Annotated in this window: 13 protein-coding genes; all 13 read left to right on the forward strand. The window is 40.9% G+C overall.

Annotated elements, in window-relative coordinates; genetic code table 11:
- Window positions 1-215 precede the first annotated feature (215 nt).
- Entirely contained in the window at window positions 216-1,355 is a 1,140-nt protein-coding gene (locus V7654_RS02095) for a D-alanyl-D-alanine carboxypeptidase family protein (protein WP_335428093.1), read from the forward strand.
- Window positions 1,348-1,938: a nucleoside recognition domain-containing protein gene (locus V7654_RS02100; RefSeq protein ID WP_335428095.1), complete on the forward strand. Its 591-nt coding sequence runs from the start codon at window positions 1,348-1,350 to the stop codon at window positions 1,936-1,938. The genes V7654_RS02095 and V7654_RS02100 overlap by 8 nt, the downstream gene beginning before the upstream one ends.
- Before the next feature lie 2 nt (window positions 1,939-1,940).
- Entirely contained in the window at window positions 1,941-2,471 is a 531-nt protein-coding gene (locus V7654_RS02105) for a spore maturation protein (RefSeq protein ID WP_335428097.1), read from the forward strand.
- 208 nt (window positions 2,472-2,679) lie between these two features.
- Window positions 2,680-3,405, forward strand: a complete 726-nt coding sequence (rluB, locus tag V7654_RS02110; RefSeq protein ID WP_335428099.1) for a 23S rRNA pseudouridine(2605) synthase RluB — start codon at window positions 2,680-2,682, stop codon at window positions 3,403-3,405.
- Window positions 3,406-3,467: 62 nt separating this feature from the next.
- Window positions 3,468-3,992: a thiol-disulfide oxidoreductase ResA gene (resA, locus tag V7654_RS02115; RefSeq protein WP_335428101.1), complete on the forward strand. Its 525-nt coding sequence runs from the start codon at window positions 3,468-3,470 to the stop codon at window positions 3,990-3,992.
- 26 nt (window positions 3,993-4,018) lie between these two features.
- A complete protein-coding gene (gene resB, locus V7654_RS02120) occupies window positions 4,019-5,644 on the forward strand; it encodes a cytochrome c biogenesis protein ResB (RefSeq protein WP_335428104.1) in 1,626 nt (541 codons plus the stop codon).
- Between the two features lie 13 nt (window positions 5,645-5,657).
- Window positions 5,658-6,845, forward strand: a complete 1,188-nt coding sequence (gene ccsB / locus V7654_RS02125; RefSeq protein WP_335428105.1) for a c-type cytochrome biogenesis protein CcsB — start codon at window positions 5,658-5,660, stop codon at window positions 6,843-6,845.
- Between the two features lie 112 nt (window positions 6,846-6,957).
- Window positions 6,958-7,674, forward strand: coding sequence for a response regulator transcription factor (locus V7654_RS02130; RefSeq protein WP_335428106.1), 717 nt, complete (start codon window positions 6,958-6,960; stop codon window positions 7,672-7,674).
- A complete protein-coding gene (locus V7654_RS02135) occupies window positions 7,671-9,461 on the forward strand; it encodes an ATP-binding protein (protein ID WP_335428107.1) in 1,791 nt (596 codons plus the stop codon). The genes V7654_RS02130 and V7654_RS02135 overlap by 4 nt, the downstream gene beginning before the upstream one ends.
- A 372-nt stretch (window positions 9,462-9,833) precedes the next feature.
- Window positions 9,834-10,385, forward strand: a complete 552-nt coding sequence (sigX, locus tag V7654_RS02140; protein ID WP_335428109.1) for an RNA polymerase sigma factor SigX — start codon at window positions 9,834-9,836, stop codon at window positions 10,383-10,385.
- Window positions 10,360-11,592, forward strand: coding sequence for a negative regulator of sigma-X activity (locus tag V7654_RS02145; protein ID WP_335428110.1), 1,233 nt, complete (start codon window positions 10,360-10,362; stop codon window positions 11,590-11,592). Before sigX ends, V7654_RS02145 begins: the two co-directional genes overlap by 26 nt.
- Window positions 11,593-11,975: 383 nt before the next feature.
- The gene (locus V7654_RS02150) at window positions 11,976-12,929 is read left to right on the forward strand and encodes a peptidoglycan DD-metalloendopeptidase family protein (RefSeq protein ID WP_335428111.1); all 954 of its coding nucleotides are present in this window, start codon (window positions 11,976-11,978) and stop codon (window positions 12,927-12,929) included.
- A gap of 70 nt (window positions 12,930-12,999) precedes the next feature.
- Window positions 13,000-13,812, forward strand: coding sequence for a histidinol-phosphatase (locus tag V7654_RS02155; protein ID WP_335428112.1), 813 nt, complete (start codon window positions 13,000-13,002; stop codon window positions 13,810-13,812).
- The last annotated feature ends 49 nt before the right edge of the window (window positions 13,813-13,861 follow it).

The raw sequence follows: 13,861 nt of genomic DNA on the forward strand, positions 1-13,861 counted from the left end.
AATCAACAGCCCCATTTTCCATCCAAACAAAATAAAGAAACTGTAGACAACCACGATTTTCATGGAGTTTGTCTACAGTCAGAAAGAAACAGCTTTTTACAGTTGTTTCTTTTTTTTTGCCAATTGACTTAATGTATAACCCAAAGCTTGTAGTCATATCATGCCTTGTCCTGCATAAACTTGTACAAACTGCCAAAGGAGACGAGGGTCTATCAATGAAAAGGAATTGGATAATCATTTTGTTAATCACCGCCCTAATGCTATACAGCGTTCCTGGTACTGCCCAGGCTTCTATTTCAGTTAGTGCACGCAGTGCTATTTTGATAGAACAGGAATCTGGCAGGGTGTTATTTGAAAAAGACGCACATAAAGTAAGCCGGATTGCCAGCATCACCAAAATCATGACGGCGATATTGGCGATTGAATCAGGAAAAATGAATAACATGGTCGAGGTAAGCGAAAAGGCTGCCCATGCAGAGGGATCATCGATTTATTTAAAGCCTGGTGAAAAAATAAAGCTGGAGGATCTGGTTTACGGGTTGATGCTGAGATCTGGAAATGATGCAGCCGTTGCAATCGCTGAATATGTTGGCGGAAGCCTGGAAGGGTTTGCCTTCCTCATGAACGAAAAAGCTTGTGAAATCGGTATGGAAAACACTAATTTCGCAAACCCACATGGCCTTGATGATCATGATAATCATGTATCTACAGCGTATGATATGGCCTTGCTAACCCGTTACTCAATGAACAATGAGTATTATAAAAAGATTGCTGCAACTAAAGTCCACAGAGCACCCAATCCAACAGAATCATGGGACAGGGTATGGAAAAATAAAAATCGTCTGCTGACTGAATTATATGACCACAGTACCGGAGGAAAAACGGGATATACAAAGCGTGCAAAAAGGACATTGGTTTCAACAGCCGAAAAAGATGGATTTGAATTGATTGCTGTCACTCTCAATGCTCCGGATGATTGGAATGATCATATTCAAATGTTTGAATCTGCGTATGACAATTATGATATCGCGGAAATTCTGGCAAAAGGGAAAATAAAAGGCATAAAAGATCCCTACTATAAGAATATGCTTTATCTGGATCATTCTTTTGACTATCCTCTGACCAGTGAAGAAGAAGAACTTGTAAGGGTAGAGTATAAGTTAAGGAAAGCACCAAAAGGTGGAGTAGAATTGCGTAATGAGAATCTAGCTGGAAAGGCGAATGTTTATCTGAATGAAAAGAAGATTGCCAGCTTGCCAATCTATTACAAAATGGAAAATGAAAAAGAAAATTCTTTTTTTGATCTCTTCAAAAATATCTTTACCTCGATGACGGGAATTGATCATCATGGTTAATTACATTTGGGTGATCATGACGTTAATTGGTCTTGTTTTTGCCATGGTGAACGGTACAATGGCTGAAGTAAATGAAGCGGTTTTTTCCGGTGCTAAGGAAGCAGTAACATTATGTATAGGATTAATCAGTATTCTAGTCTTTTGGCTGGGCATGATGCGTATTGCTGAAGAGTCTGGCTTGCTTTCGAAGCTTTCAAGTTTATTTAAGCCATTTGTTTCAAAATTATTCCCTGAAGTTCCTTCCAATCATCCCGCGATGGGCTACATCCTTTCAAATATGATTGCTAATATGTTCGGTCTTGGAAATGCAGCGACACCATTGGGAATTAAAGCGATGGAGGAACTTAAGGAACTGAATGGCGGGAAAAAAGAGGCTAGTCGTTCGATGATCACCTTTCTCGCAATTAACACTGCGAGCATAACCTTGATCCCGACTACTGTCATTGCAATCAGAATGAACTACAATTCAGAGAATCCAACCGATATAGTTGGCCCGACGCTGGTAGCTACTGCCGTTTCTGCTGTGGCTGCAATTTTTATAGACCGTTATTTTTACTATAGAAGAAGCAAAAGGGGTAAATGAATATGGAAATCGTTTCAGCTATATCGCTATGGTTCATACCTGTCTTGATAGGATTCATCTTAATATATGGAACTTTTAAAAAAGTACCGACATATGAAAGCTTTGTTGAAGGCGGTAAAGAAGGAATCAAAATGGCGGTCTCGATTATACCATTTTTAGTCGGGATGATGGTTGCCATTTCTGTATTCAGAGCATCAGGTGCTCTTGATCTGATGGTTGATATAATCAGGCCTGGACTAGCGAAGATAGGGGTACCGGCTGAAATTGTCCCGCTTGCCATCATCAGGCCTATTTCCGGAACGGCAGCCTTGGGAATAACAAGTGACCTGATTGGAGTGTATGGGCCGGATTCCTATATCGGCAGGCTTGCTGCTACATTGCAAGGAAGCACGGACACCACTTTTTATGTCCTAACAGTCTATTTTGGTGCTGTAGGGATCAAGAAAATGGGTGATGCATTAAAAGTAGGGTTGATGGCAGATGCTGTAGCCATTGCAACAGCTATTATTGTTGTGACCATCATGTTTTCATGAGGATACCTCTCTAGGGGGTATCTTTTTATTTTGGCTGTAAGAAAGGTTATTGTTAATTTTGAAATTATCAGTCAAGTTTAACAGGAGATAATTTATTTTTTAGGGAATTGCTTACTTTGAAAACGGCGCGAGTTATGTCATAATTCATAAGGATGGATTAGATATTAAACTTAGGAATAGTTAATTGATACTATTAGGAGTGACCTTCATGGAAAGACTGCAAAAAGTTATTGCCCACGCTGGCATTGCATCAAGAAGAAAAGCTGAAGAAATGATCCTCGAAGGAAGGGTCAAAGTAAATGGCAGTGTTGTTAAGGAACTTGGACGAAAAGTAACCACTTCCGATAGAATTGAAGTCGATGGAGTGCAAATCGAGGGAGAAGAGCCGGTTTATTTCTTATTCTATAAGCCGCGGGGAGTCATTTCGAGCGTTCAGGATGACAAAGGAAGAAAAGTGGTAACAGACTTCTTTGAAACTATTGAACAAAGGATCTACCCGGTCGGAAGGCTAGATTATGATACTTCTGGTTTACTTTTACTTACTAACGATGGAGAATTTGCGAACATACTTATGCACCCAAGCAATGAAATCGAGAAGGTTTATGTTGCAAAGGTAAAAGGCATCCCTTCAAGAGAAAAGCTGACAAGCCTTGCAAGAGGGATTATGCTAGAGGATGGAAAGACTGCTCCAGCAAAGACCAAGCTAATAAGTGTGGATAAGAAGAAAGATTCCGCAATTGTAGAGATCACCATCCACGAGGGACGCAACAGGCAGGTAAGAAGAATGTTCGAGGCCATCGGCCACCCCGTCCTGAAGTTAAAGAGAGAAAAATATGGTTTCCTGACACTGAATGGCTTGAGAACAGGTGAAATAAGAGAACTTACTCATCATGAAGTAAAACAGCTTCGTGTGCTTGGGATGAAAAAATCATAAAGAGTTTCCAACATAAATGTATTTGAAATGATATAATGGGGAATACGGTGGGAGGTTTGTAAATGAAAAAAAAGCGTCTGCTCACTCGGACCATCATTCTTGCGGTTTTGGCTGGGGCAGTAGCGTATACATTGTACGCCAATATGAACAAAGACAAGAACCAAAAAATTGAAATTGGCAAACAGGCGCCTGATTTTGTCCTTATTGATATGAATGGCAATAAACACAGGCTTTCAGAATATAGAGGGCAAGGAGTTTTCTTGAATTTTTGGGCTACATGGTGCAAACCTTGTGAACGGGAAATGCCTTACATTGAAAACCAGTATCAGCAATTTAAAGACCAGGGAGTCCAGGTTCTGGCTATAGATTCAAGTGAAACAGAGCTGGCAGTAAACAAATTCATTGAACGTAAAGGACTTAATTTTCCAGTGATGATTGACAAGGATGGACAAGTCCAGGCTGCTTACGGGATCAATCCGCTGCCAATCACTTTTCTGATTGACAAGGAAGGCAATGTAGTAAAAAGCCATACAGGGGAATTAACAGAAGAGACAGTCCGAGAATTCATGGAACAGATTAAACCTTAAAGTAAGGGGAACAGGGAGTTTTTACAATGAACGATGTAAAATGTGAATGTGGCCATGTAAACCCACATGGAACCATTCTTTGTGAATCTTGCGGGAGAGTTCTTGAAGAAAAGGAAAAAGAAAAGCAGTTACTTGATATGCGTTATGAAGGAAGCGCACGCCGTTCACAGACTTATAATAAGACGGTTGTCGATAAGATATGGAATTTCTTTTCATCCGTTAAGGTGGGAGTATCGCTGATCATAACCCTCTTGGTCGCTTCTTCACTTGGTACGATTTTTCCACAGGAAATGTATATACCTCCACTAATGCCGGCTGGGGAATATTATGAAGATAAGTATGGCTGGTTAGGAAAACTTTATTATGAATTAGGATTCCATAATCTTTATAGCTCCTGGTGGTACTTGCTCTTGATAGCTGGACTGGGTACATCACTTTTAATTGCCAGTCTGGACAGGGTAGTCCCATTGTACAGGTCGCTTACGAAACAGCGAGTTACAAGGCATGAAAGTTTTCTAAAGCGCCAGAGGATGTTCAGTGTGTCGGATGGCAAATTGTCAGATGATGCTGTGGGCAAGATTAAAGACCATTTAACTCAAAAGAGATATAAAATCCGTGAGGAAAATGGAAACATTCTCGCAGAAAAGAACCGCTTCTCTAGATGGGGTCCATATGTCAACCATCTAGGGCTGATTATCTTTTTGATTGGCGGAATGCTTCGCTTCGTCCCAGGAATGTATGTTGATGAAATCCTTTGGTTGAGGGAAGGGGAAACAAAAGCGATTCCCGGCACAGAAGGACAATATTTTCTAAAGAATAATCAGTTCATCTTTGAAGTCTATGATAAAGATAAAGACGACAAAGTTTTTAAGGATGCAATTAATAAAGTCGGAACAGTAGTGAAGAACTATCAAACGAATGCCACGCTGTACAAAAAAAAGGGTGACACGGTTCCAGGTGAGAAGCCAGAACTTGAAAAAGTCCGTGACCAGTCGATCCAGGTTAACAAGCCACTCAAAATTGATGGGTTTGGTCTGTATCAGGTAGATTATAAGCTTGGTGAAATGAACATGATGGCATTCAAGCTTGAAAATAAAAAAACTGGTAAACAGTTTGGCGACGTCCAAATAGACTTATATGATCCTAAGATGAATTACGATCTAGGAAATGGTTATAAAGTTGAGGTCATGAGCTATTTCCCTGATTTTGAATTCAATGCAGAAGGCGAGCCGGCAACAAAGTCTCGTATACCTAATAATCCAGCTTTTATCTTCAAAATGTTTTCACCTGAAAAACCTAAGGGTGAAATTAGTTTTGTTGCGATCAGAAAGACAATCGAGCCGATGGGCAACAATGAATATAAGATGATTTTCAATGGTGTTGAAACAAAAAATGTTACAGCACTTACAGTGCGAAAAGACCTCACTTTATGGATTATCGGTCTTGGCGGTTTGATATTCATGATCGGAGTTGTCCAGGGAGCATACTGGAACCACCGTCGATTATGGATCAGGAGGGTTAATGGCCAGATTTGGACAGCAGCCCATACAAATAAAAACTGGCACGGTTTAAAAAGGGAACTAGAAACAATATTTGCCGATTCGGGTATCGGTGCCCCTGAAGACCAGCTGGCAGGAGATAAGAAAGAATAAGGAGGGGAAAATAATGGTTCATTTAAGCTCGAACTTCCTGTTTGCAGCATTTATCCTTTATTTAGTCGGCATTTTATTTTTTGGGGGAGCCATCAAGGATAAGAGACATGCTGACAGGAAAGAAGGCCCGAATAGATGGGCAAAAATTGGTATCCTTGTAACAATCGCAGGATTTCTGTCTCAGTTGACATTTTTTATTTTAAGATGGATTGCATCTGGCCATGCACCGGTCAGCAACCTGTTTGAATTCACAACGTTTTTTGGAATGGCTTTGGTAGGGGCATTTATCGGTATTTATTTTATGTACAAAACGCCACTTTTAGGTTTGTTCACTTTGCCTGTAGCGGCATTGATTATTGCATATGGCAGCATGTTCCCAAGGGATGTCACTCCGTTGATTCCTGCGCTGCAAAGTTATTGGCTTCATATCCATGTAACGACGACAGCGATAGGACAAGCAATCCTTGCAATCAGCTTCGCGGCCGGTTTGATTTATCTCGTTAGAAGTGTTGATCAAACAAAGAAGAGTAAAAGCACTTTATGGCTTGAAGTTGTCTTGTTTGGCTTGATCAGCACACTTGGTTTCGTCTTTGTATCCAGCTACTTCGCTGCGACACACTACGAGGCGAACTTTAACTATGTTAATAAAGAAGCTCAGCCTGCAACAGAGAAATATACTGTGCCGGCACTTGTTGGCCCGCATCAATTTGAGCTCACAGACAAAGATCGTTTTGAGCCTTCATTTGAAACACCTGCAATCATAAACGCTAAAAAATTAAATACGGTTATTTGGTCTCTTGCTGCGGGTATAGTATTATATGTGCTATTAAGAGCAATTTTTAGGAAGAGAATCGCTGCAGCCCTGCAGCCATGGACGAAAAATATCAATCTTGACCTTGTTGATGAGATTGGCTACCGCTCAGTCTTGATCGGTTTTCCGGTCTTCACACTTGGAGGTCTGATCTTTGCTATGATTTGGGCCCAAATTGCCTGGACACGTTTCTGGGGATGGGATCCAAAAGAAGTTTGGGCATTGATTACATGGCTTTTCTACGCTGCTTTCCTTCATCTCCGCCTTTCAAAAGGCTGGCATGGGGAGAAATCTGCATGGCTAGCCGTGATCGGATTCATTATTATCATGTTTAATCTGGTAGCTGTTAACTTAGTCATTGCTGGCTTGCATTCTTATGCAGGTTCATAAAATGTGTCAAAATTTTGAATGCCTTCACTGCTTTAAGTGAAGGCATTTTTTAAAAAATCATGGCAAGAAGACGTATGTTTATGTAAAATATTCGCAGGGAGGGATATACCTTATGGAAAAAGACGTTAAGATTTTAGTGGTGGATGATGAAGAAAGAATCAGACGTTTATTGAAGATGTATCTTGAAAGAGAGAATTATATTATAGACGAAGCGGAAGATGGGAACGAAGCATTGGCAAAATCGCTTGCCAATGATTACGATGTCATTCTTCTTGATTTAATGATGCCTGGCAAGGATGGACTTGAGGTTTGCCGTGATTTGAGGGAAAAAAAGTCCACGCCAGTGATCATGCTGACTGCAAAAGGTGAAGAAGTGAACAGGGTGCAGGGGTTTGAGGTTGGTACAGATGATTATATCGTAAAACCATTCAGCCCACGTGAAGTAGTACTTCGTGTAAAAGCAATGCTGCGACGTTCTTCAAGCACAAGTTATCTTCAGACGGAAACAACTGCTAAAGATGTAATTGTTTTCCCTCATTTAACCATTGATAATGATGCTCATAGGGTTTCTGCCGACGGAAAAGAAGTCAGCTTGACCCCAAAAGAATATGAACTCCTTTATTTCCTGGCTAAAGCACCAGATAAGGTTTTTGACAGGGAACAACTATTGAAGGAAGTTTGGCATTATGAATTTTTCGGTGACTTGCGTACAGTTGACACACATGTTAAAAGACTGCGCGAGAAATTAAATAAAGTATCTGAACAGGCTGCGAAAATGATTGTTACTGTCTGGGGGGTTGGCTACAAATTCGAGGTAGTCAATGAATGATGTTTTGGCGCAGTGTAGTAGGTAAGCTTTGGATTACCATCCTTCTGTTAGTTTCTTTTGTATTGTTTATCCTGACAGTCATGCTGCTGGAGTTTTTTGAAAACTATCATATAAATGAAACGCGCAAAGGACTCACCAATACTGCTGAGAAAATTGCCAAGGTTCTCGAAGACCATCCAGGCCAGGAGGAAGAATTAGGACTTGAAATCGCATGGGAAATGGTCGATGACGATTCCCGTGTAACGGTTGTAAGAAATGAAAATACGTACTTTTATTCCCCTGGAACTGATGACGCTGCAGTCCATGTTCCTATTTCATTTTTTATGAAAGAAAAGGTATTGGCCGAGGTTTTCAATAAAGACAAAACAGTTGATATCATTACTTCATTGCCAGAAGTTTCAAGCCAGGTGGATGATACAAAATACTTGATGATCGGTGTCCCGCTCCATCAAAATGTAAAAGGAAATGGAGCCGTTTTCATCTATCAATCACTTGAAGTGATGGGAGAAACAACAAGGCTGACGACAAAATTCATATTGTTGGCAGCGGGAGTAGCCATCGTCCTTACGACAATTTTCGCGTTTTTTCTATCAACTCGGATTACGGCACCACTTCGTAAAATGCGTGAAGCAGCTTTTGAAGTGGCGAGAGGGAAATTCGATACGAAAGTACCAATTCTTACTCATGATGAAATCGGGGAATTAGCTACCGCATTCAATCAAATGGGCAGGCAGCTCAAGTTTAATATGAATGCCCTTAGTCAGGAAAAAGAGCAGCTGACAAGTATACTGAGCAGCATGGCAGATGGTGTAATCACCTTCAACCGAGATGGAACGATCCTGATCACCAATCCTCCGGCAGAAATGTTCCTGCGCTATTGGTATTATGAGCAGGGGCTTGGTTCTGAGAATAATGATGCCGTACCTTCAGAGGTTATGGAGCTATTCCAGCTCGCAGTAAATACGGAAAAAGAGCAGGTAGGGGAAATCTCGGCACAGGGACGTACCTGGGTTATCATCGTCAGCCCGCTATATAATAAACGTTTTATCCGTGGAGCGGTGGCTGTTGTCAGGGATATGACCGAAGAGCGGAAGTTGGACAAACTTAGGGAAGACTTCATCGCAAATGTTTCACATGAACTCAGAACACCGATTTCGATGATGCAGGGTTACAGTGAAGCGATTGTCGATGATATCGCCCAGACTGATGAAGAAAAGAAGGAAATGGCCAAAGTTATATATGATGAATCTCTTAGGATGGGCAGGCTCGTGAATGAGCTGCTGGACTTGGCACGCATGGAGGCAGGACATATTCTCCTATCTGTGGAATCGATTGAAATTGGACCATACGTAAACCGGGTGATCCGAAAGTTCCATGGTCTCGCAAAGGAAAAGGGGATTGATTTATCGGTACAGCTCGATACAGATGAGTCAAACTTCCGCTTCGATCCTGACCGAATTGAACAGGTCTTGACTAACTTGATTGATAATGCCATCAGGCACGTTCCAGATTCAGCTTCTATTCTGATCAGCGGAAGAACCGATGAGCGAGGTTTATACATTGAAGTAAGTGACCAGGGTCCCGGAATTCCTGAAGAAGATTTACCATTCCTGTTTGAGAGATTCTATAAGGCGGATAAATCAAGGACCCGTGGCATATCTGGCACTGGTCTCGGTCTTGCGATTGCCAAGAATATCATCGAGGCTCATCGGGGGAATATCTCGGTAAAAAGCAAACTTGGACATGGAACGACATTTTCCTTTTTTATCCCTCGAATTATTGAATAAATTGGGATTACTTGCCGACTATTCTTGATTCACGGGGAACATTTTTCGTTGAAATATTTCATTGTTTTGGTCCATTCCTGATAGGGATGGGCCTTTTAACATTTTTACCTCAAGGAAGCGTATAGTGAGGAGGAGGCTCTCTGGTCTGCCCCCCCGGAAAACGAAGAGCCTGAGAGAAATCAACAGAAAATTTAAAAGGTCTGGCCCATGATTGATTAAAATATTAGTCCTTTGAAAAATTTTTTTCTCAATGATTGTTGTTTTCAGTTACGAAAAATCCTTTCATTTCCAATCTAAAAATAATATAGTTATTATGAAACTTTCTTTACATACATAACGACTAATCTTATGAATACGGAGGCGAGGCGACCAATGAACTCCGTTTTTGATGAATTATATAATAAATATCATCATGACGTTTTTCAATTTTTATTTTATATGGTAAAAAGCAAGGAGCAGGCTGAAGACCTTGTCCAGGAAGTGTATATCCGTGTCTTGAAGGCTTATGACCGATTTGAAGGCAAAAGCAGTGAAAAAACGTGGTTGTTTTCAATCGCTAAAAACGTAGCAATTGACCATTTTCGCAAGCAAAAGGGCTGGAAACAGCGCTTGCTCGAATCGTTCGATATGTCTGCACGACAAGTAAAGGATGACCAGCCGCTTCCTGAGGAACTTGCGCTTCAAAGCGAAGAAATCCAGATGATGTACAAGTGCCTTGATCAATGTACGTTTGACCAGCGAATGGTCATTATCATGCGGTATATTCATGACTTAACGATTACGGAAACAGCTGAAGCGTTAGCCTGGACGGAAAGCAAGGTTAAAACGACACAGCACCGTGCTTTAAAAACTCTAAAAAAACTGATGGAAGAAATGATCGAAAAGGAAGGGATGACTAGTGAAAAAGTCACAGTTAAGCGATAAGCAGCTAGAAGAAATCCTCGGCCAGATGCCTAAGATAAAAGATCATCGCGACCCTCGTGACATCTACCAAAACATTGCCCATAGAGTCGAGAAAAGAAGGATGCCGGCCTGGGTCATCCCAAGTGCCGCGATGGCAGCTGTGCTTTTCCTTGCATTCATTCTTTCACCTGGGTTGATGGATTGGAACCAATCCGCAGATAATAGTATCGACAGCAAATCATCTTCTGAGTCGAATATGGCGATGGATATGGATGCTGCCACTAAAGATAGTGCCGCGAAAAAGACAGCAGATCAAAATATAAGTATGGACACAACAAATGAGGAAAAGAATACAGAAAATGAGTTTACTGCTAAAGTAGCTGAAAATCCATATGCCGGCCTGAATGCATTGTACAAGGAAGAGCTGGTGGGTCAAGAAAGTGAAGTCATTACCTATGCAATTCCTGATCAAAACGGACAGATTCTTGTTCCGATAACCACGACTATTCCTAAAGAGGATGGCAAACCGTGGATTGACAGCTTCACTGAGACAATGCCTAAGCTCAAGGAAGAAGAGTGGGGATTAATTGAATTTTATCCAGTGGATGCAACCTTCAAATATAATGAAACTTCAAAAACCTTGAATATGGATGTAAAGGCTGATCACCCCTATAGGGATGGAAGTACAGCCAGCACCCTTCTGCTTGATGCCATGTCCCAGAATTTATCTGGGAAGGGAATCGAGAAGCTGACCTTTACGACAGAGCAAAAACCAGGGATGGACTTAGGGAATTATGGCATATTGGATGAGGGCCCCATAACCCCGGCATCAAATGAGATGCGTGCATATATGTTCTACCAGCAAGATGACAATACACAGCCCTTCCTCGTTCCAACAAAAGAGCAATTCGACACAATCATGCTGGCATTTGAACAAATGCGGGGGAATATTGACGAGCTTAAGCTAACGGCTTCATTGCCTAAAGATTTTTCGCCTGCAAAAATAGAACCGGAAGAAGATCATACTGAACTCAAAATCATTTTAGATAATAAGATGGCTTTGGATAATGAGTTTCTGCCAAATCTTGAGGCTATCCTGATGACTGCAAAAGAATTTGGATACCAATCTGTGAAATTTGAAAATGCTGGCACAGAGCAGATCGGTCCATTTATACTGAATGATCCAATACCCGTACCAGTAGCTCCTAATAAAAAAGTTATTGAATAAAAAGAAAGGCTGGCCAGCCTTTCTTTTTTTTTATGGCCATTTTCGTAAAAATTTTTTTCACCACGAAGAAATAGTCGGCTAGTTTTTTAATCGTTCATCGTTAAGGAACCTTTAGAAACTAAAATGACTTCGTTTTTTAAATCGTTCTTTGTTAGTGGGAAATTTAATCTTATCCTTGCTATGGAAGCCTTCATAATGAAGTTGAATTACAAATTTCCAAACACTGCGCTTACGAATTTTCCTTCTTTTGCATAAAAAAGCCTATTATCACCAAATATAACGAATGTGCTTTTTTAGCTGCTGCTTTTCCATCGATGGGAGTTCTATTTTCGTACAGCCTGTCATAGTGATGGAAAGGGAGTACAAATTTAAGGAGGAAGAAAATGCAGGATTACATAAAGCGTTTGCTCATTGCTGGGTTAATGGCACTCTGTGTCAGCTTGCTATTTCTCGGCGGAAAGCACTCTCAAGCAGAAATGCTGGATATCCCGGAATTGACTTCAGATTGGATTTGGCCAGCTGAAGGCGTAGTATCAGACGTTTATGGTACACGTCATGGTCACCATAAAGGAATTGATATTGCTTCAGAATTCAGGACACCTATACATACAGTAGCCGATGGTGTGGTCACGAAGTCCTACTACTCGGGAACATATGGACATGTTGTGTTTATCAAGCATGAGAATAATTTAGAGACGGTTTATGCTCATTTAAATAAAAGGAAGGTTATAGAAGGACAAACTGTAAAACAGGGAGATATTATTGGGGAGATGGGCAATACCGGTGATTCTTCGGGCGTGCATCTCCACTTTGAAATCCATAAAGAAAAGTGGACCTACGAGAAAGAAAATGCTGTCAATCCAGTCATCGCACTTGGGGATGCTACGATCGGACAGCCAGTCACAGCCCTTGAAAAACAGGAGGCATACTCTCTGGAAACAATTGCGAAGCTCCGTATGGCTGATGATATCCAAATAGGCAGCACAGAAAACCAGGAAAACCGGGAAAGCCAGGAAACAGTGAAAGCCCCATCTTCAGAAAATGTGGAAACATTGAAGCATGTAGTCCAAAAAGGGGAATCATTATGGTCGATAGCAATAAAGTACAAGACTTCGGTGGATTCTTTGGCTCAGAAAAATAATATAAAAGATTTTCGAATTGCCGCTGGTGACATTCTTGTAATTGATGCTGCTGAACAAGATCGTTATATCGTGTCGGCTGGAGATACTCTGCATTCGATTGCCGCAAAGACCAAAACATCCGTTGAAGAGCTCAAAGCTTTGAATCACTTAACTACAGACGTAATCCAGCCTCAGCAAATTTTGATCACCAGATAGTTATTTCTTGTCCCCTTTAATTCGTGAAAGTATAATAGGGAAAACGATTCTATAGGGGGATGGAAATGAAATGCTGACGGATTACCATAACCATTTGGAAAGAGGAACATTGACCCTGGATTATTTAAAGCAGTTCACCACTGCTGCCGAAAAACAGGGGATTGGGCATTTCGGGATTTCAGAGCATGCCTATCACTTTTACCAAACGGCAGATATCCTTCGAAACAGCTGGGTGGATGAACGGCGCTTTTATGATATGGATGATTATGTTCAGTTATTTAAAGATGCATGGACAAATAATATTGACGTAAAGATGTCGATAGAGATGGATTATACGCCGAGTAAACATAAGGAAATGGAAAAGTTCATAAAAAGCTATGACTTCGACTATGTTATTGGTTCAATCCATTGGATAGGCGACTTCGGGATCGATCTTGCCGAATACAGGCGGGAATGGGATAAAAGGGACATCAATGAAGTGTATAAATTATACTTTGACCAAGTTGTTACCCTTGCAGAGTCGAATCTATTCGATATTATCGGTCATATTGACCTTGTGAAAATCTTTAAATATATCCCGTCTGATGAAAATTTCCTGCTGGAGCAATATGATAGAGCAACAACAGCTCTGGCGCAATCCAAAACATGTGTAGAAATAAGCACAGCAGGATTAAGGAAGCCAACACAGACTTTATATCCTGATAAAAGACTCCTTCAAATGTGTCATAATAAAAAAATCCCTATAGTGCTATCCTCTGATGCCCATGTGCCAGAACATGTCGGTGCTGATTATGACCAGGCACTGAAGCTAGCTAAAGAAGTTGGATACAATGAGCTCATGACATTTAGCAAAGGTGAACGAAAAGCTCATCCCTTAGGATAGAAAAAAATTAGCTGCAGCAAAACAGGACTTCATATGAAGGCCTGTTCAG

It is taken from the genome of Bacillus sp. JJ1609, assembly GCF_036967045.1.
GTDB lineage: Bacteria > Bacillota > Bacilli > Bacillales > Cytobacillaceae > Mesobacillus.